Origin of the sequence: Inquilinus sp. 2KB_23 (assembly GCF_052115705.1) — a bacterium.
Lineage (GTDB): Bacteria > Pseudomonadota > Alphaproteobacteria > DSM-16000 > Inquilinaceae > Inquilinus > Inquilinus ginsengisoli_A.
Genome location: NZ_JBFRHF010000050.1, coordinates 1 through 18237, shown reverse-complemented (window position 1 = coordinate 18237; position 18237 = coordinate 1). Strand labels below are relative to the sequence as shown.

The 18237-nt window shown below is 70.4% G+C and carries 18 protein-coding genes; 2 read left to right on the top strand and 16 right to left on the bottom strand.

The window, feature by feature from the left end:
* From AB4112_RS35260 to AB4112_RS35240, 5 genes are all read right to left on the bottom strand, one after another.
* A partial coding sequence (locus AB4112_RS35260; protein ID WP_441727064.1) for a hypothetical protein occupies positions 1-283 on the bottom strand: 283 nt, incomplete at its 3' end.
* Positions 284-366: 83 nt separating this feature from the next.
* A complete protein-coding gene (locus AB4112_RS35255) occupies positions 367-933 on the bottom strand; it encodes a GNAT family N-acetyltransferase (RefSeq protein ID WP_441727062.1) in 567 nt (188 codons plus the stop codon).
* A 79-nt stretch (positions 934-1012) separates the two neighbouring features.
* Positions 1013-1429 (bottom strand): DUF2442 domain-containing protein, encoded by a 417-nt coding sequence (locus AB4112_RS35250; protein ID WP_441727060.1) that lies wholly within the window; start codon positions 1427-1429, stop codon positions 1013-1015.
* Positions 1422-1652, bottom strand: a complete 231-nt coding sequence (locus tag AB4112_RS35245) for a DUF4160 domain-containing protein (protein WP_441727058.1) — start codon at positions 1650-1652, stop codon at positions 1422-1424. Before AB4112_RS35245 ends, AB4112_RS35250 begins: the two co-directional genes overlap by 8 nt.
* A 118-nt stretch (positions 1653-1770) precedes the next feature.
* On the bottom strand, positions 1771-6975 hold the full coding sequence (locus AB4112_RS35240) for an MG2 domain-containing protein (protein WP_441727056.1): 5205 nt from the start codon (positions 6973-6975) through the stop codon (positions 1771-1773).
* Between the two features lie 162 nt (positions 6976-7137).
* Here AB4112_RS35240 and AB4112_RS35235 point away from each other — a divergent pair, with 162 nt between their 5' ends.
* Positions 7138-7497 (top strand): hypothetical protein, encoded by a 360-nt coding sequence (locus tag AB4112_RS35235; protein WP_441727054.1) that lies wholly within the window; start codon positions 7138-7140, stop codon positions 7495-7497.
* An 18-nt stretch (positions 7498-7515) separates the two neighbouring features.
* On the opposite strand, the gene AB4112_RS35230 is transcribed toward AB4112_RS35235, so the two are convergent.
* From AB4112_RS35230 to AB4112_RS35180, 11 genes are all read right to left on the bottom strand, one after another.
* Positions 7516-8397 carry a DMT family transporter gene (locus AB4112_RS35230; RefSeq protein WP_441727052.1) on the bottom strand — a complete coding sequence of 294 codons (882 nt, stop codon included), beginning with the start codon at positions 8395-8397 and terminating at the stop codon, positions 7516-7518.
* 143 nt (positions 8398-8540) lie between these two features.
* Positions 8541-9410, bottom strand: a complete 870-nt coding sequence (locus AB4112_RS35225; RefSeq protein ID WP_309796802.1) for a polyprenyl synthetase family protein — start codon at positions 9408-9410, stop codon at positions 8541-8543.
* 31 nt (positions 9411-9441) lie between these two features.
* Complete coding sequence (locus tag AB4112_RS35220; protein ID WP_309796801.1) at positions 9442-9693, bottom strand: exodeoxyribonuclease VII small subunit; 252 nt, start codon at positions 9691-9693, stop codon at positions 9442-9444.
* 71 nt (positions 9694-9764) lie between these two features.
* On the bottom strand, positions 9765-11069 hold the full coding sequence (locus AB4112_RS35215) for a bifunctional folylpolyglutamate synthase/dihydrofolate synthase (protein ID WP_441727049.1): 1305 nt from the start codon (positions 11067-11069) through the stop codon (positions 9765-9767).
* Complete coding sequence (accD, locus tag AB4112_RS35210; RefSeq protein ID WP_441727046.1) at positions 11062-12003, bottom strand: acetyl-CoA carboxylase, carboxyltransferase subunit beta; 942 nt, start codon at positions 12001-12003, stop codon at positions 11062-11064. Before accD ends, AB4112_RS35215 begins: the two co-directional genes overlap by 8 nt.
* A gap of 110 nt (positions 12004-12113) precedes the next feature.
* A complete protein-coding gene (locus AB4112_RS35205) occupies positions 12114-13079 on the bottom strand; it encodes a hypothetical protein (RefSeq protein WP_309796794.1) in 966 nt (321 codons plus the stop codon).
* 121 nt (positions 13080-13200) lie between these two features.
* Entirely contained in the window at positions 13201-14022 is an 822-nt protein-coding gene (trpA, locus tag AB4112_RS35200; RefSeq protein WP_309796792.1) for a tryptophan synthase subunit alpha, read from the bottom strand.
* Complete coding sequence (trpB, locus tag AB4112_RS35195; protein ID WP_309796788.1) at positions 14022-15254, bottom strand: tryptophan synthase subunit beta; 1233 nt, start codon at positions 15252-15254, stop codon at positions 14022-14024. The genes trpA and trpB overlap by 1 nt, the downstream gene beginning before the upstream one ends.
* A 151-nt stretch (positions 15255-15405) precedes the next feature.
* Positions 15406-16065 carry a phosphoribosylanthranilate isomerase gene (locus AB4112_RS35190; RefSeq protein WP_309796786.1) on the bottom strand — a complete coding sequence of 220 codons (660 nt, stop codon included), beginning with the start codon at positions 16063-16065 and terminating at the stop codon, positions 15406-15408.
* Positions 16062-16814: an orotidine-5'-phosphate decarboxylase gene (gene pyrF / locus AB4112_RS35185; protein WP_309796784.1), complete on the bottom strand. Its 753-nt coding sequence runs from the start codon at positions 16812-16814 to the stop codon at positions 16062-16064. The genes AB4112_RS35190 and pyrF overlap by 4 nt, the downstream gene beginning before the upstream one ends.
* Positions 16811-17947, bottom strand: a complete 1137-nt coding sequence (locus AB4112_RS35180) for an NAD(P)/FAD-dependent oxidoreductase (RefSeq protein ID WP_309796782.1) — start codon at positions 17945-17947, stop codon at positions 16811-16813. Before AB4112_RS35180 ends, pyrF begins: the two co-directional genes overlap by 4 nt.
* A 145-nt stretch (positions 17948-18092) precedes the next feature.
* Here AB4112_RS35180 and AB4112_RS35175 point away from each other — a divergent pair.
* Positions 18093-18237 (top strand): DUF4372 domain-containing protein (locus AB4112_RS35175; RefSeq protein ID WP_441720506.1); only part of this gene is annotated, 145 nt, incomplete at its 3' end.

Here is an 18237-nt window from a genome sequence, read left to right as displayed (position 1 = left end):
CGCCCGAGCCCTCCCGCTCGCCCTTGCGCATCAGGTACTCGGTGCGGATCCGCTCGGTCATGGCGATCGACAGCCGCAGCGACCGCGACAGCCGCGACTGCATCAGCGCGAAATCCGGCGTCTGCGGCCCCGCCAGGGTGACCGATTGCTGCTGCGCGGTCATCCGCTTGGCCCGCAGGTCGATCTCGGCCGCCTCGCGCAGCATGTGCAGCGCCCATCCCGTCCAGTGCAGGTCGGGATCGCTCGGCGGAGCCGGCTCGAGGGCGGAGGGCGCCTTGTCCATAGAACACATCATGAACAAGATCGGGAGTTAAGGATACGGACCTTCGTGTTCACCATCGGCGAAGGCGAGAGCCGGACGTCCGGTCAACCCTGCTTTCCAGCCATCCAGCCGGCGCGGCTGAGCCGGTAGAGCACATGCGGCCGGAGGGGGTGCCCCTCCGGAAAGGAGGGATGCAGGAAATCATCCGCCGGCGACCGCGTGAGGCCGATGCGTTCCATCACACCGATGGACCTGAGGTTGGCCGGGACGGTGAAGGAGACCACCTCCTCCATCCGAAGGGACGAGAATGCGTGGGCCAGGGCCGCGCGGACGGCCTCGCTGGCATAGCCCCTGCCCCAATGGTCGAACGCCAGGCGCCAGCCGACCTCCACGCATGGCGTGAAATGGGCCGTGAACCCGGGCACCGACAGCCCGACATACCCGATGAAATCAGCCGTCCCGGGCACCTCGACAGCCCACAGGCCGAAGGCCTGGTCCGACATGCGGTCGCGGATGCGAGCCGCCATCAGATCGCTTTCGCCGCGTGTCAGCGGCGCCCGGAAATGCCGCATCACCCGCGGATCCGCGTTGAGCGCGGCGAACGGTTCCAGGTCTTCGTCGCGCCAGCACCGCAGCCGAAGCCGAGAGGTTGTCAGGGTCGGTGCCACCATGCGGTCATCCAGGGTAAACGGACGTTGACGAAGCAATGGCGGCGCCGGAAAAAATGCTCAATCCACCCGCCCTGCGGGGCTAAGAATGGGCCGCCTTCCGAGGCCGTCCGCCGCGTTTTCCATTGGCGCGACTCGCGGCGGCCTTGGCCTCGCTGCGGGAGTCGCCGCCGAGTTTGCCGAGGCGGGCCGCCATCCAGCGCTTGGAGCCCAGCACACCTTCCAGCAGCGCCGGCAGGTAGAGATCGGCATCCAATCGCGGGAAGTGGATGCCCAGGCCGAACGGCTCCACCTCGATCACCTTGAGATCATCGGCCGATGCGTCGTGCAGCCCTTCCACGTCCTTCGGGGCAAGGCCGATCTCGACGCCGGTCGTCAGCCGCACGATGACCCGGTTCCGCCCGGCATCGTAATGGGCGCTCTCGGCCCGAGGCCCGCGCAGCCGGTCGTCCCCGCGCGCCTTCGCCTCCTCGAACAGCTTCGTCGTCGGCTCAACCATGAATGCGCCTCCAGGCGGACATCAACTCGTCGCGATGGTCCGCGATCAGCCGCAACACCCGGCGCGCTTCGGGCTCGCTGCAGCCCATCGCCTCGCGCAACTCCAGCCCGACGAGGTTGACCACCACCACCCATCCGCCCCCGATGACATGGACATGGGCCGGCGGATGGTCGTTCGGGTAGATCACGACGCGCAGGCCGTCGATGCGCAGGACCGTCGGCATCACCCGATCCTATCACAAAACCCAAGCGCTTGGGATAGATGTCAAAAACCGCGGATTTGTGCCGCCCTCTCCTGCCGGGGAGCGGGAGAAGGCGGCACTTGGTGGTCGGAAACCACCCCTACTTCCGCACCTCGACGATCATCGCGCCAAAGCTGCCGCGGGCGTTGTATTGCGGGCGGTACATGTCCTCGACATAGGCGGCCGGCAGGGCGAAGTGCCCCGGCGTCACCGCGCGGGCGAGATAGGCGACGGTGAAGTTCCGGGTGTCGCCGGTCAGGTCGATCGCCGCGACGTAGCGGTCGTCGCGCATCTCGACATGCTGGGTGTCCGACAGCGTGTCGGCGATGTCGCCCAGCTGCGCGCCCTTGCCCACCGACGGGTTCTCGATCTCCAGCCCCGCCGGCAGCAGGTCGACGATCAGCGCCTGGTGGTCGAGGTCGTCGGTGGCGCGGCCGCGCAGCAGCACGGTGACGAGGTCGCCCTGCTTCACCGCCGTCTTGGTCGGGTCGAAGGGCCGGCCGTCGCGGTCGAGATAGATGCGCTCGATCTCGAAGCCGTCGCCGCCCGCGGCCAGCGGCGCCGCCGGCACGCCGCGCACCGACAGCACCTGGCGCATCGGCCCGTCGCCGGTGTTCTTCACCGCGATGCCCGCGGCCAGCGCCGCCGCATCCGGGGTGAAGCGGTAGATCGCGCCGGGATCGGCCACCGCCTGGCCGGCAACGTCCAGCGATAGCGGCTTGGCCCCGTCCAGCGCGGCGTCGGCCGCGATCAGCAGCCAGGCCATGTCCTGGGTGCTCCAGTACTTCTCCTTGGCGAAGACCTGGCCGGCGATGTCGGCCTGGCCCAGCACCTCGTCCACCGGCTGCTTGGCCTCGTGCAGCAGGGCTGCGGCAGCGGCGTGGTCGCGCAGCGGCGAGCCGTAGTCGCCGCTGAAATTGACCGGTCGTTCGGTCGATGTTGCCGCCGCGAAGGCCTTGGCGGTGCGTGCCGTGTCGCCGAACTGGGCGGCGGCGGCGGCGACCTGGGCCTGCGACACCGGGGTCTGGTACTTCGGCAGGCAGTTGTCGACGTAGTAGCGCATGGTGCCGACGTCGCCGGCGCCGGCCCGCGAGACGACATAGAGGGCATAGGCGCTGGCCGGGGTGCAGTCGGTGCGCGCCTCGTACCAGTCGAGATAGTTCGAGAGGTAGCGGATGCCGCGCTGGTAGGCCCGTTCCGGGATGCGGTAGCTGCCCTCGGCCCGCGCCCGGGTCAGGAAGTCGAGCGCGTAGGAGGACAGCCAGGGGTCGGCGTCGCTGAAGGCGGTCCACAGGCCGAAGGCACCGCCCGGCTGCTGCGCCGTCATGATCCGGTCGATCGCGCCCTGCACCCGGCGGTGGACATCGTCCGGCCGGAAGCTGCTGTCGATCTTCTCCGCCACCTTGGACAGATAGAGCAGCGGCAGCGCCTTGCTGGTGGTCTGCTCGACGCAGCCGTAGGGGTAGTCGTCGAGCGTCTTGAACAGGCCCGGGATGTCGAAGGTCGGGCGGGTCGAGAAGCTGGCGAAGACCTGCACCGTGTCGGGCAGGAAGCCCTTGGTCAGATCGGCGTTCAGCGTCACCGCCTGGCCCGGCTTGACCAGCGTGGCGACGCGCTGGGTGGTCAGCGCCTGGGCCGGCCGCACCGACAGGTCCCAGTCGCGCTCGCGCTGGAAGCCGTTGGGGCCGGTGACGCTGATCCGGATCTTGCCGACGCCGCTGGCGGTGGCGGTGACCGGGATCAGGCGGCGCGCCTCGGCCCCGGTGGCCACGGTCTCGACGAACTTGGCCGGGCCGGCGATCGCCAGCGGGCCTTCGACCGCGACGCGGACGCCGTAGTCGCCGGCCGCGCCCGACAGGTTGCGCAGCGAGAAGGCCAGCTGCGCCTGGTCGTTCGGCGCCAGGAAGCGCGGCACGCCGATTTCGGCGATGACGGGGTCGCGCACCTTCATCGCGGTCGAGGCGGCCCCCAGCGAGGTCGGCGTCCAGGCCACCGCCATCAGCCGCAGCTCGCCGTCGAAATCGGGCAGGGCCAGCGGCACCGAGACATGGCCGTCAGGCCCCACCGGCAGGATGCCGCTGTAGAGCGCGACGGTGCGGGTCGACCGCTTCGGCAGCCCGGCCATCTGCTGGGCCGAGGCGTCGCCGCCGCTGCGGACCTGGCCGCGCGGCCCTTCGCTGACGATCAGCCGGCCATAGGCGTCGCGCATCTCCACGCCGAGGGCACGGCGGCCGAAGTAATGGTCGGTCGGGTCGGGCGAGACGAAGTCGGTCAGCAGCAGGATGCCCTCATCGACCGCGGCCACGGTGACCCAGGCATTCTGGCCCTGCGGCACGCCGGTGACGGTCAGCGGCAGGTCGAGCGTCTGGTTCGGGCGGATCTCGGCCGGGGCGTCGATCTGCACCCCCAGCACGCGTTCGGTGACGTCGATGCCGAACCAGGCGACGCCGACGGCGCGGCCGGGTCCGTGGCGGCGCTCGCCGGCCTCGCCCGCCGGGCGGAAGGCGGTGGCCAGCACATAGGCGCCGCTGCCCCAATCGGCCGAGACCGGGATCTCGACCGTGGTGCCTTCGGCCGGGACGGCGACGTCGCGCGTCTCCAGCACCCGGTCATTGGCGATGAACAGCAGCACGTCGCCGGCGAAGGGCGGCTCGATCCGCACCTTGGCGGTGTCGCCGGCCTTGTAGCTGGTCTTGTCGAGGGCGACGGTCAGCTTGTCCGGGGTCGGGTTCGGATTGTCCGACACCCACCAGCCGGCGGCGAAGCGGACCGAGGAGGCGCCGCCGCCCTTGGGGTCGTAGACGTCGAGCCGGAAATTGCCCCAGCCGACCTGCTGGCGCACCGCGGCCGGCGCGTTGGGCGCCACGTCGGCGGTGCCGTCGGCCACCTTGCGGTCGCGGATCAGGACCTTGTAGTCCCAGCGGCCGTCGGTCGAATACCACTGGTAGTCGTGGATCTCCTCCACCAGGTCCCAGCGCAGGCCCTTGATCGCGGCCGGCCGGCCGTCGGCGTCGAGGCCGATCAGCTCGAACCGGGCATCGGCGCCTTCCTGCAGCGCGCCGGCGAACAGCGGCTTGATGCCGATCCAGGGATGGGCCTGGCGCACCGGCAGGGTCATGGTCTCGTTGGCGGAGCGGCCGCTGGAATCGAACACCGCGGTGCGCAGCTCGGCCTCGAGCGGCACGGTGGTGTCCGGCAGCGCGTCGAGCGAGACCACCATCTTGCTCTGCCCCGCCGCATCGGTGGCGGGGGTGGTGATCGGGCGGGTGCGCGGGGCATAGGCATCCTGGACCAGGCCGAACTGGTAGTCGGCGAAGTCGGCGAACGGCTTGGCCGCCTGGCGCAGGGTCACGCTGGCCTCGGTCGCCAGCTCGGCCGCCGCGGCGCCGTACAGGAACTGGGCGTCGATGGTGACGGTGGCCGGGGTGCCGACGCGCAGATCCTTGGCGTCGGTCTTGAGGTCGACGCGGATGCGGGCGGGGACGAAATCCTCGACCTGGAAGCTGGTCGACCCGATCGCCTGGCCCTTGGGATCGACATAGGCTTCCGCCGTCCAGGTGCCGGTGTAGGCGCTGTCGGCCAGCGGCACGGCCAGGCTGTAGGAGCCGCCGCCGGCATCCGAGACCTGCTGGACCTGGGCCTCGACCCCGTCCGGCCGGCTGATCTTGATGGTCAGCGGCACGCCGTCGATCGCCGCCGCGCGCTCGTTGCGCAGCAGCGTGGTCAGCTGCACCGTCTCGCCCGGGCGGTAGACGCCGCGCTCGGGGTACAGGTAGGCGTCGAGCGGCCCCGGTTCCGGCCGGCCGCTGACGCCGCGGTCGGACAGGTCGAAGGCCGGGCCGGTCAGCTCGAGGAAGGTGAAGTCGCCGGCGCCATAGGCGTAGACCGCGGCCGGGCGGTTGCCGCCCTGCCCGGCCATCACCCCGGCCGGGAACACGGCCAGGCCGGCGGCGTCGGTCTCGACCTCGCCCAGCACGGCGTTGTTGCGGGCGATCAGGGTCAGCTTGACCCCGGCATCGGCCTTGGCCGAGGACAGCGAGCGCGCCGCCACGGTCAGCCCCTGCTGGCCGGAGAAGGTGGCGAGGCCGAGATCGGTGACCACGATCCACTGGGTGCCCGGGGTCGGCGAGCTGTCCTCATCCGCCTTGGCGTCGACCGCCGACAGCAGGTAGACGCCCGGCTTGGGCTGCGGCAGCACCGTGTCCATCGGCACGCCGGTGACCACCGCCTTGTTGGTCTGGCTGTCGACCGGCATCGAGCCGGTCCACACCTCTTCGCCGGCATCCTGGGCCAGGCTGTCGAGGTCGTAGCTTTCCAGCATCTGGCCGATGCGGCCCTGGGCCACCTGGTCGACCAGGTTGCGGTCGTTGATGCGCAGCAGGCGCAGCTTGACCGCCGAGACATTGACCGTGGTCACCGGCACCGTGCCTTCGCCGCCCTTGGGCAGGACATAGGCGTTGCCGCGGAACACCACGCTGGCCGGCCGGTCCTCGACCGTCAGATCGAAGCTGTCGTCGCCCTCCAGCACGTCGCCGTCGACCGATTTGATCCCGGCGCGGATGGTGACGTTGTAGGTCTGGCCGAAGGCGACACCCTCGAGGCACAGCTGCTTGTCCGACGGGATCACCTCGACCGGCACCGCCGGCTCGATCTTGACGTAGTCGGCGTAGTGGACGCTGCGGCCGTCGAGGATCGGGTCGGAGAAGTCGGCGCAGAGCTGCGGTGCGTCGCGGTCGTTCTGGGCGTAGGTCGAGGTGACGCGGAAGCCGTATTGCTGGCGCAGGGTGTTGGCGTATTCGGTGTTGTCGTCGCTCGGCGACAGCTGGGCGCCCTCGGCCGCGGCCTTGATCGCCTCGCGGCCCTTGTCCTGCTTCTCCAGCCCCTGGGCCAGCAGGATCAGGGCGGCGCCGCGCAGCTTGTCGGTGCTGGCGGTGGCATAGGCGTTGTAGGCGGCGTCGAGCGTGGTCTGCGAATAGGTGTCGGTCTGCTGCAGCGCCTGGCCCAGCCCGTACCACGCGCCGGCGTCGTCGGAGCGCTGGCCGAGAATCAGCTGGTAGGCCTCGACCGCGTCGGCCCAGCGCTCGCCCTGGGCGGCATCGGCGGCGCGGGCGCGCAGCGCCTTCAGCGCCACCCGCTGCTCCGGCGGGATCGCGCTGGTCTGCCGCTCCAGCTTCTTGGTGAACTCCGCCGCGCCGGCGGCGAGGCCGGGCGCCTCGAAGGCCGAGGCCGCAGGGGGACCGGCCAGCAGCGCGATCATGAGCGCCGCCCCGGCGGCAGCGGATGCGAAACGCAGCTTCGAGGCCATGGCTTCCCCCCAGATCGGCCGCCGCGGGCACTGGCCGTGGCGCGCGATCAAACTACACGGAAGATCGCGTCGAAACCATGACGCAACCGGGGCAGACGAAGGCCCCTCCCACCCTGCCGGAGACCCGTCTATGATCCCGCCCTCTTCCGCGGAGTCTTGCCGATGATCCGACCCCTGGCGCTCGCCGTTTCGCTGCTGCTGCCGACCGCCGCCCTGGCCGCCGACCCGCTGACCGGGCCGCAGATCCAGGCCCAGATCGTCGGCAACACCATCGAGGGCACGGCCGGCGACGTCGAGTACACCGAGTTCTACGCCGCCGACGGCACCATCCACGGGCTGGGCGACGACGGCCCCTATGCCGGGCAGTGGTCGATCGAGGGCGACCACATGTGCTTCGACCTGGGCGAGACCAAGGAATGCGACCGGGTGCAGCTGGACGGCGCCAAGGTGCAGCTGACCGGCGACGACGGCTCGCTGGTCGCGGTCGGCGAGCTGAAGCCGGGCAATCCGGGGAACTTGTAGCCGCCGTCGCGGCCCGCCCTACGTCCCCTTGATCTGCCGCTCGCGGTAGTAGACGAACAGGCCGGAGGCGATGATCACCAGGTTGCCGATGATGATCTGCGGCGTCGGCACGTCGCCCCAGATCGCCCAGCCGAGCGCCGCGGCGATCACGATGGTGGAGTACTGGTAGGGCGCGACCACCGCGGCCGGGGCCAGCGACAGCGCCCGGTTCAGGCACAGATGCGCCCCCATCGCCACCGCGCCGAGGCCGAGCAGCAGCACCAGGTCGAAGCCGCTGGGCGTCACCCAGGCGAAGGGCACGGTGGCGGCGCCGGCCAGGCCGGTGCCCAGCATCTGGTAGGTGATGAGGCCGAGGCCGCCGGTCTGGCGCAGCCGGCGGGTGACGATCAGGATCAGGCTGAACAGGGTGGCGCCGCCCAGCGCGATCAGCGCCGAGGGCGACAGCGCCGCGCCGGTCGGCCGCAGCACGATCAGCACGCCGACAAAGCCGATCAGCACCGCCGCCCAGCGCCGCGGCCCGACCTTTTCGCCCAGGAGCGGCACCGACAGCGCGGTCACCATCAGCGGCGCGGCCATGTAGAAGGTCATGACGTCGGCCAGCGGCAGCCCGCGCACCGCCAGGTAGAAGGCGGCGACCTCGGCCACCATCAGGACGACGCGCAGCAGGTTCAGCCAGGGCTGGTCGGACGACAGCAGGCCGCGGAAGCCGCGGACCATCCAGGGCGACATCAGCAGCAGCGCCGCGATGCTGCGGATCAGCAGGATCTGGCCGACGGTGTATTCGGCCACCAGCCACTTGCCCAGCGCGTCGTTGAAGGTGAACAGCGACATGCCGAGGAAGAACAGCAGGATCCCCGGGCCGTGGCCGCCCTCCGCCTTGTTGATCCCGACCGCCGCCATGCGTTCCCCCCGACCCGTTCCGCCCTGTCTGCCCGAGGACGGGGCCGGACGGAAGCGGCAAGGGCTCGGGCCCGTCATGCGCAAGCGCAAGACGGGCCGCGGCGATCATCCGGGATCCGCGAAGGCCGTATCCGTGAAGGCTGTCAGGCCCGGCGGTCGACCACGAAATGGGCCACGGCGCGCAGGTCGTCGGCGCGGCCGCCGAACACGTCGAGATGGCGGCACGCCTGCTCGGCCAGCAGCCGGGCCTGGGCTTCCGCCCGGTCGAGGCCGAGGATCGAGACGAAGGTCGCCTTGCCCGCCGCCTGGTCCTTGCCCGGGGTCTTGCCGATCTCCTCGGCGCGGCCGCGGACGTCGAGCAGGTCGTCGGCGATCTGGAAGGCCAGCCCCATGTCATGGGCATAGGCCTGCAGCGCGCCGCGCCGGGAATCCTCGACCTTGCCCAGGATGGCCCCGGCCTCGCAGGAGAACTCGAACAGCGCGCCGGTCTTCAGCCGCTGCAGCCGGGTGATGGAGCCGATGTCGGTCAGCGGGGTGACCTCCGCCGCCATGTCCAGCGCCTGGCCGCCGACCATGCCGGCCGCGCCCGAGGCCCGGGCCAGGGCGGTGACCAGGGCGATGCGGACTTTGGGGTCGGCATGGGTCTCGACATCGGCCAGCACCTCGAAGGCCTGGGTCAGCAGCGCATCGCCGACCAGGATCGCGGTGGCCTCGTCATAGGCCTTGTGCGTGGTCGGCTTGCCGCGGCGCAGGTCGTCATTGTCCATCGCCGGCAGGTCGTCATGGACCAGCGAGTAGCAATGGATCATCTCGACCGCGGCGGCGACGCGCAGGGCGCAGGATTCGCCGACGCTGAACAGCCGCGACGACGACACCACCAGGAAGGGGCGCAGCCGCTTGCCGCCGCCCAGCGCCGCGTAGCGCATGGCCTCGGCGAGGGCGGGTTCGCCCCGTTCCGGCTTGGGCAGGAGGCGGTCTAGGACGCGCTCGACCTGCGTGCCCGTCTCGGCCATGGCTCGGCTCAGATCACTCAAGACTGGGGCCTCAATCGAAAGTCGCGGGTTTGGTGGTGACGCTGCCATCGGCGGCGCGCGAGATCATCTCGACCCGCGCCTGCGCCTCGCGCAGCTTCGTCTCGCAATGGGCGCGAAGCAAGGCGCCGCGCTCATAGGCGGAGATGTTGTCGTCGAGCTTGCCCTGGCCGGCCTCGAGCTGGCGGACGATGGTTTCCAGCTCGGCCAGCGCGTCCTCGAAGCTCAGGGACACGATCTCGGCGGGGATGGGTCGGTCGGCCATGGGCGATCCGTTCTCGTTCGGGCGGCGACAATAGGCGTGGCGGTCGAAAGAGGCAACCGGTCGGCACAACCTCAGCCGTTGGCCGCGAGCACCCGGCCGGCGAGGTACAGCGAGCCGCAGATCAGGACGCGGCCGGACCGGCCAGCCCCCTGCGCGGCCGCGAAGACGGCGGCGTCGAGGCTGTCCGCGGCGGCGACATCCGCCAGGCCGGCGGCGCGGGCATGGTCGGCCAGGGTCTCGGCCGGCAGGCTGGCCTCTTCGCCCGGGATGCGGACGGTGCGGATCGAGCGGGCGAAGGGCGCCAGCGGCCGTAGGAACTCCTGCGGCTCCTTGCTCTCCAGCATGCCGCAGACCAGGTGCAGCGGCCGCGGGTCGAGGCCGCCGAGCCACTGGCCCAGCACCTCGCCGGCGCTGTCGTTGTGGCCGCCGTCGAGCCACAGCTCCCAATCCGCCGGCAACAGCGCGGAGAGCGGGCCGCGGGTCAGGCGCTGCAGCCGCCCCGGCCATTCCACCGAGGCCAGGCCGCGGCGCACCGCATCCTCCGGGATGTCGAAGCCGGCCAGCAGGTCGCGCAGCCGGATCGCCGTGGCGGCGTTGGCGAACTGATGGTCACCGGGCAGCGCCGGGCGGGGATAGGGCCGGTCGCCCGCTGCGGTGTGCAGCGTGAAGCCGTCCGCCGCCGGAACCACCGACCAGTCGCGCCCGGCGAGGTGCAGCGGCGCGCCGGCCGCCTCCGCGGCCTGGATCAGCACCGCGACGGCGGCGTCGCTCTTCTGCGGCGCCACCACCATCGGCACGCCCGGTTTGGCGATGGCCGCCTTCTCCGCGGCGATCTTCTCGATCGTGTCGCCGAGGAACTGCATGTGGTCCATCGAGATGCGGGTGATCGCGGTCGCGGCCGGGCGCGGCACCACATTGGTGGTGTCGAATCGCCCGCCGAGGCCGACCTCGAGCAGCACGGCATCGGCCGGCACCTCGGCGAAGGCCAGGAAGGCGGCCACCGTCGTCGCCTCGAAGAAGCTCACCGGCTGGCCGTCATTGGCGCGCTCGACCCGCTCCAGCAGCTCGACCAGCGTCGCGCTGTCGATCAGCGATCCGGCGAGGCGGATGCGCTCGTGGAAGCGCACCAGATGCGGCGAGGTGTAGACATGGACGCGATAGCCCGCCTGCTCCAGGAAGGCGCGCAGGAAGGCGGTGGTCGACCCCTTGCCGTTGGTGCCGCCGATATGCACCACCGGCGGCAGCCTGAGATGCGGGTCGCCGACCGCGGCGAGCAGCCGGTGGGTCCGCCCCAGCGACAGGTCGATCCGCTTGGGGTGCAGATGGGTCAGCCGGTCGAGCGCGGCCTCGAGGTCGGCCGCCCGCGCATCAGGCACGATAGGCGGGCTCGCCCTCGATCGATGCGGCGGCGGCGAGGTCGGCCGGGTCGACCACGATGTCGGCCATCACAGGGGCGTGGCCGCCCTGGAGATGGCCGAGGGTGCGGATCAGCGTGTCGCGCAGGTCCTTGCGCACCACCACCACGTCGACCATGCCGTGGTCGAGCAGGTATTCGGCGCGCTGGAAGCCCTCCGGCAGGGTCTCGCGAATCGTCTCCTCGATCACCCGGGCGCCGGCGAAGCCGATCTGCGAGCCGCGTTCGGCGATGTGGACGTCGCCCAGCATGGCGAAGGAGGCGGTGACGCCGCCGGTGGTCGGGTCGGTCAGCACCACGATGTAGGGCAGCCCGGCGTCCTTGACCTGCTCGACCGCGATGATCGAGCGCGGCATCTGCATCAGCGACAGGATGCCTTCCTGCATGCGGGCACCGCCCGAGGCCGGGACCACGACCAGCGGCGCGTGCTGCATCACCGCCAGCTTCGAGGCGGCGACCAGGCCCTCGCCCACCGCCATGCCCATCGACCCGGCCATGAAGCTGAAGTCGAAGGCGGCGATGACGGTGTCGCGGCCGCCCACCTTGCCGTGGGCGACGACGATGGCGTCGCTGCGGCCGGACTTGGTCTGCGCTTCCTTCAGCCGGTCGGTGTAGCGCTTGGTGTCGCGGAACTTGAGCGGGTCGACGGTCGCCTTCGGCAGCTCGATGGTCTCGTACTTGCCGTCGTCGAACATCATGGCCAGGCGCTTGACCGGGTCCAGCCGCATATGATGGCCGCAATGCTGGCAGACGTAGAGATTCGCCTCCAGATCGCGATGGAACAGCATCGCCTCGCAGTTCCCGCACTTCGTCCACAGGTTGTCCGGCGTCTCGGGCCGGGACGAGGAGACGAGGGCCCGGATCTTCGGGCGGATGTAGTTGGTCAGCCAGTTCATGGCGCGGTTTTCCGCTTTTCGGCCCCGAACGTCAAGATGAGGCCACCGTGCCATGGGCGCGGTTCCGCACCGAGATCGAAACCACGTCGCCGGTGATAGGTCTACTCGGCTTAGTCTTCAGGACGCAGCTGCCGAATCCGGCGCACGACTTTTGCCAGGGTTCCCAGACTGTCCACCCCATCCTGCGGCCCCATCGCCACCCAATGGCGCCGCACCGCCCCGTTGGAAAACTCCAGTATCTGGACGGAGTAGCCGATGCCACCCTGTTCCAACGCCACCAGCCAAAGCCCGCCGTCCTGTCCGGCCGTGATGAAACGCCGCATCGGCCCAGGTTCGACGATCACATCTGTGGCATTGAACGGCTTGCCCCTGTCCGCGATGCCCTCAAGCCCTGGTTCGTCGGCTCCCAACATCTGGCGAATCGCAGTCGGAAGTCCCGCAAGCGACGTGACTTCCCGAAGCCTATGACCCTGCCAGCGCACCACGGACGCCGCATCGGCCGGGTGTGTCGGGACCAAGGGAAGAACTGCAGACAGAGGGATGCTGACAGACGGCCCAGCATCCCGATCCCAATGCCAATCTTCCGGATTGAAGGCAGCCCCTGGAGGCGCGATCGAAATCTGCTGCACCACCTCCGTGAGCGTGGTCATGCAGCAACTCAGCTGCCATCCTCGCCGCGCAACGCCACCGGAGATCTCGACCGCCGTGGCGGTACGGGCGATCCCGCCCTGCTCGAAGGCGACGAGCCACGTGTCGCCATCATGACCGGCGGCGATGAAGCGCCGTGATGGATCCTCACTGACACCATCAGTAATGATGACGACGTCAGAAGCATTGAACGGTTTGCCCCTCTCGGCGATACCGTCCGATCCTGGCTTATCCGCGCCCAGGGCGTGACGAACCGAAACCGGAAGCGCCGCAAGCGACGTGACTTCCCGAAGCTCGTGCCCCTGCCAGGGCACGGCAGGCAGCGACGATACATCCCGGGACATAGCGCCCTGCTCCTGCATGACGGGCTTTGCCGTGCAGGCCGTGAGCCCGAAAATCAAGACAACAAGACCGATGGAAACTCTCATCACCCTGGCGCCCTCCCCCCCGGCGAGCTCTACGGTCAGGCCCGCAGAAGCAGGCCGGATGCGCAGACGCTCACCAGGAGAGCCCGCCATTGTGGCGCAATGAAGGAGGCCCGTGCTGCCCTCAGCGCGCCGCGCGGACGCCTTCGGCCAGGCGGCGGACCAGGGCCAGGGGCGAGTCGACCGTGGCGACGGTCGGCCGGCCGTCGGCGTGGAGCGAGTGCCGGATCTCCTCGACGATGGCGGAGCCGACCACCGCGGCATCGGCGATGCGGGCGATCGCCGCTGCCGCTTCCGGCGTGCGGATGCCGAAGCCGACCGCGACCGGCAGGTCGGTGTGGCGCCGCAACCGGTCGATCGCCGGCTGCACCGCCGACGCGTCGGCCGCGGCCGCGCCGGTGATGCCGGTGACCGAGACGTAGTAGATGAAGCCCGAGGTGTTGGTCAGCACCGCCGGCAGCCGCGCATCATCCGTCGTCGGCGTGGCCAGGCGGATGAAGTCCACCCCCGCCGCCAGCGCCGGCACGCACAGCTCGTCATCCTCCTCCGGCGGCAGGTCGACCACGATCAGCCCGTCCACCCCGGCCGCCTTGGCGTCGGCCAGGAAGCGTGGCACGCCATAGGAGTAGATCGGGTTGTAGTAGCCCATCAGCACCACCGGCGTGGTCGAATCGCCGGCGCGGAAGCGGCGCACCAGGTCGAGCGTCTTGGGCAGGGTCATGCCGGCGGCCAGGGCCCGCAGGCCGGCCGCCTGGATCGCCGGGCCGTCGGCCATCGGGTCGGTGAAGGGCATGCCGATCTCGATCAGGTCAGCCCCCGCCTTGGGCAGGCCTTCGAGGATCTTGAAGCTGGTCTCGGCATCCGGGTCGCCGGCGGTGACGAAGGTGACCAGGGCGGCCCGGTTTTGCGCCTTCAGCTCAGCGAAGCGCGCGGTGATGCGGGTCATCAGATCGTCACTCCGAGCGCGTCGGCCACCGTGAAGATGTCCTTGTCGCCACGGCCGCTGAGGCACATGACGAGCAGGTTGTCCTTGGGCAGGTCGGGCGCGATCCGCATCACATGCGCCAGCGCATGCGCCGATTCGAGCGCCGGGATGATGCCTTCGAGCTTGGCGCAGAGCTGGAAGGCCTCGAGGGCCTCCTTGTCGGTGACCGAGGAATAGATCACCCGGCCGACATCGTGCAGCCACGCATGCTCCGGCCCGATGCCGGGATAGTCGAGGCCGGCAGAGATCGAATGCGCCTCCTCGATCTGGCCGTCCTCGGTCTGCAGCAGGTAGGTGCGGTTGCCGTGCAGCACGCCCGGCCGCCCGCCGTTCAGCGACGCCGCATGCTTGCCGGTCTCGATGCCGTGGCCCGCGGCCTCGACGCCGTGGATCGCGATCTCCGGCATGTCGAGGAAGGGGTGGAACAGGCCGATGGCGTTGGAGCCGCCACCGACCGCGGCCACCAGCGTGTCCGGCATGCGGCCTTCGGCCTGCATGATCTGCTCACGCGTCTCGTTGCCGATCACCGACTGGAAGTCGCGCACCAGCAGCGGATAGGGGTGCGGGCCGGCGACCGTGCCGATGATGTAGAAGGTGTCGTCGACATTGGTGACCCAGTCGCGCAGCGCCTCGTTCATCGCGTCCTTCAGCGTGCGGCTGCCGGAGACGACGGGCACCACCTCGGCGCCCAGCAGCTTCATGCGGAACACGTTCGGCTTCTGCCGTTCGATATCGACCTCGCCCATGTAGATGGTGCAGGGCAGGCCGAACAGGGCGCAGACCGTGGCGGTGGCGACGCCGTGCTGCCCGGCGCCGGTCTCGGCGATGATCCGGGTCTTGCCCATGCGCCGGGCCAGCAGGATCTGGCCCATGCAGTTGTTGATCTTGTGTGCGCCGGTGTGGTTCAGCTCCTCGCGCTTGAAGTACACCCGGGCGCCGCCGAGATGCTCAGTGGTCCGCTCGGCGAAGTACAGCGGGCTGGGCCGGCCGACGTAATGCGTCAGGTAGTAGCGCAGCTCGCTGTTGAACTCGGCGTCCTTGCGCGCCGCGGCGTAGGCCTTTTCAACCTCGAGAACCAGCGGCATCAGCGTCTCGGCGACGAAACGGCCGCCATAGAGGCCGAAGCGGCCATTCTCGTCCGGACCCGTGCGATAGCTGTTCGGGCGGGGCTGGAGGGGTGCGATGTCGGTCAAGCGGCGTCGGCTCCCGGGCACGGATCGTGGCAAAATAAGGGCGAAGAGCGGTGACCTTACCGGCGACCACTCCCCACGCCAAACACTTGTCGCGAATGCCCGAAGCGCATGCAGTGCAGACCCGCGGGCGGCGCAGGTCGGCAGGCCCGGATCAGTTCGCCATCACGGCTACGGCGCGGACGGCGGCGAGGAAGCGCTCCACCCGCTCCGGCGTCTTGTGGCCGGGGCGCTCCTCGATGCTGGAGGAGACGTCGACCACGGTGGCGCCGGTGCGGGCAACCGCCTCGGCGACATTGGCCTCGGTCAGGCCGCCAGCCAGCATCCAGGGCTTGGCCCAGGTCCGGCCCGACAGGATCGACCAGTCAAAGGCCAGGCCGTTGCCGCCGGGCAATGACACCACGCCCTTCGGCGGCTTGGCGTCGAACAGCAGGCGATCGGACACGGCAGCGTAGGCCGGGATCGCGGCGAGATCCTCGACGGTCGCGATCTTGATCGCCTTCATCACCGGCATGGCCCAGCGCGCCTTGATCTCAGCCACCCGCTCCGGCGTCTCGCCGCCATGCAGCTGGATCATGTCGAGCGGCACCCGGCCGAGCACGGCCTCGAGCTCGTCATCCGCCGGGTCGACGAACAGGCCGACGCTGCGCAGCCCGGTCGGCACCATGCGCGCCAGCTCGGCGCCGAGATCCGGCGCCACTGAGCGCGGGCTGGGCGGATAGAAGTTGAAGCCGACCCAGCGGGCCCCGTGCTTCGCGGCCGCCTCCAGCACCTCGGGCGTGCGGATGCCGCAGATCTTGGTGTCGATGCTCATGGCACAGGAGTCTGGGGCGCCGCCGCCTCGGCATCAAGGGCCAGGCCAAGTTCACCGGCGATGGCACGGGCCGCGGCGGCCGGGTCAGCGGCGCCGGTGATCGGCCGGCCGATGACCAGATGGGTGGCCCCCAGCTCCATCGCCTCCTTCGGCGCCATCACCCGCTTCTGGTCGCCGACATCCGACCCGGCCGGGCGGATGCCGGGCACCATCAGCACCGAGCTGGGTTTCAGGATGCGCCGCAGCCGCACGATCTCCGTCGGGGCGCAGATGACGCCGTCGAGGCCGCTGGATTCCGCCAGCCGGGCCAGGCGCTCGACCTGGGCCGAGACCTCCATCCCCTGCCCGACCGCCTCGAGGTCGCCGACGTCGAGGCTGGTCAGCACCGTGACGCCGAGCAGCTTCGGCCGCGGCACGCCCAGCTTGTCCGCCTCGCTCCGCGCCGCTTCGGCCGCCGCCTGCATCATCGCCCGGCCGCCGGAGGCGTGGATGGTGATGTAGGTCGGGGACAGCGGCACCACCGAGCGGATGGCGCCGGCCACCGTGTTCGGGATGTCGTGCACCTTGATATCGAGAAACAGCGGCACGCCGGTGGAGCGGGCCTCCCGGACCCCCTCCGGCCCCGCGGCCATGAAGAATTCGAGGCCGAGCTTGATGCCGCCGACCGCGCCCGCGACCAAGCCGATCAGCCGCTTCGCCTCGTCAAGGGTCGGCGCGTCGATCGCGCAGAAGACGGGATTGGTGGTCATGCTCGCTCTCCTTCAGCCGCCAAGTGGCCCGCCGGCAGGTGGCCGGCCGCCCAGGACGCCAGTTCGTCCGGCCCGCGCCGACCGCGCACGCCGTCGGCCACCGCCCGGCCGATCAGCGCGCCGAACTTGAAGCCGTGGCCCGAGCAGGGGCTGACCAGCCAGGCCCGGCCGCGCCGCTCCAGCACGAAGCGGTCGTCCGGGGCGAAGATATAGCGGCAGCTGCGCGCTTCGAGAATGGCGTAACGGTCGATGTCGCGCAGCACCGGCCGCCAGCGCTCGCGGATGGCTTCGGCCTCGCCGGCGCCGACCGCCGGATCCAGGCCCGGTTCGGCCCGGCGCTTCCAGTCCCCGACCGCGAGCTTCAGCCGGGTGCCGCCGACCGGCGGGATGCCCCAATGCGCGTCGGGGAAGCCGCAATCGATGATGCCCGGCGCCCGTGCCCAGGCCTCGGCGACCTCCGCCGGCGGGTCGAGATAGACCACGACCTGGCGGTACGGGTTCAGCCGCTTGCCGATCACGTCGGGGAACAGCCCGCCGACCCAGGCGCCGGCGGCGACCACCACCGAGTCGGCCTGGAGCACCTCGCCCGATTCGAGCGTCACCGTGCCGTCGGGGTCGACCGCGCGGACCGGCGCCTGCGGCCGCAGCGCGACGCCGGCGGCGCGGCAGAGATCGACCAGGGTGGAGAGAATGCGGTCGGCGAACAGCACCCCGCCCTCGGGCATGAACAGGCCCCAGCGGATGCCGTCCGGGATCAGGAAGGGATAGCGGCGCGCCAGCTCCTCCGGCGGCACCAGCTCATAGGCGGCGCCAAGCGCGTCGAGGGGCGCGCGGCAGCCATCGGTCCAGTCGCCCTCGGCCCGGCTGAAGGCGATCGAGCCGCAATTGGCGTAGTGGCTGACGCCGGCGGCCTGCCAGACCTCGTCCCAGGCCGCGAAGGCATCGATCGCCATCCGGGTGTAGCCGGGCGAGCCGGGATAGAGGGCGCGGATCAGCCGGTGGCTGTCCCAGGAGGCGGCGAGCGGATTCGGGATCGGCCCGCGTTCCAGCAGCGTCACCGCCTCGTCCGCCCGGGCCAGATGCCACGCGGTGGCGAGCCCCATCACCCCGGCGCCGACGACGATGGTGGTCATGTGTGACGGTCCCCGCCCTCTTTCACTGTCATGCCCGGGCCTGACCCACGAGTGTCCGGTTGAGTTTTGTGGACAAGGTGCATGGCGTTGATTCTGCTGGATCTCGAACGTCTGGCAACGTTTCGGGACAGCAAAGGGCAACGCCATGCAGCACAAGAATAGCGTGTTCCACGATCTTCTGAAGCACGTTCCTTGGGCCGGCTTCGAGGGGCTGGTCGAGCAGCATGGCGCCGATTTCCGGGTGCGCAGCTTGCCGAGCAAGACACAGTTGATCGCGCTCGTGTACGGCC

Bases quoted from the DNA above. Each gene is read 5' to 3' on its own strand.
- AB4112_RS35255 (WP_441727062.1), bottom strand. From the start codon at position 933: ATGGTGGCACCGACCCTGACAACCTCTCGGCTTCGGCTGCGGTGCTGG.
- AB4112_RS35250 (WP_441727060.1), bottom strand. From the start codon at position 1,429: ATGGTTGAGCCGACGACGAAGCTGTTCGAGGAGGCGAAGGCGCGCGGG.
- AB4112_RS35245 (WP_441727058.1), bottom strand. From the start codon at position 1,652: ATGCCGACGGTCCTGCGCATCGACGGCCTGCGCGTCGTGATCTACCCG.
- AB4112_RS35240 (WP_441727056.1), bottom strand. From the start codon at position 6,975: ATGGCCTCGAAGCTGCGTTTCGCATCCGCTGCCGCCGGGGCGGCGCTC.
- AB4112_RS35235 (WP_441727054.1), top strand. From the start codon at position 7,138: ATGATCCGACCCCTGGCGCTCGCCGTTTCGCTGCTGCTGCCGACCGCC.
- AB4112_RS35230 (WP_441727052.1), bottom strand. From the start codon at position 8,397: ATGGCGGCGGTCGGGATCAACAAGGCGGAGGGCGGCCACGGCCCGGGG.
- AB4112_RS35225 (WP_309796802.1), bottom strand. From the start codon at position 9,410: ATGGCCGAGACGGGCACGCAGGTCGAGCGCGTCCTAGACCGCCTCCTG.
- AB4112_RS35220 (WP_309796801.1), bottom strand. From the start codon at position 9,693: ATGGCCGACCGACCCATCCCCGCCGAGATCGTGTCCCTGAGCTTCGAG.
- accD (WP_441727046.1), bottom strand. From the start codon at position 12,003: ATGAACTGGCTGACCAACTACATCCGCCCGAAGATCCGGGCCCTCGTC.
- AB4112_RS35205 (WP_309796794.1), bottom strand. From the start codon at position 13,079: ATGAGAGTTTCCATCGGTCTTGTTGTCTTGATTTTCGGGCTCACGGCC.
- trpA (WP_309796792.1), bottom strand. From the start codon at position 14,022: ATGACCCGCATCACCGCGCGCTTCGCTGAGCTGAAGGCGCAAAACCGG.
- AB4112_RS35190 (WP_309796786.1), bottom strand. From the start codon at position 16,065: ATGAGCATCGACACCAAGATCTGCGGCATCCGCACGCCCGAGGTGCTG.
- pyrF (WP_309796784.1), bottom strand. From the start codon at position 16,814: ATGACCACCAATCCCGTCTTCTGCGCGATCGACGCGCCGACCCTTGAC.
- AB4112_RS35180 (WP_309796782.1), bottom strand. From the start codon at position 17,947: ATGACCACCATCGTCGTCGGCGCCGGGGTGATGGGGCTCGCCACCGCG.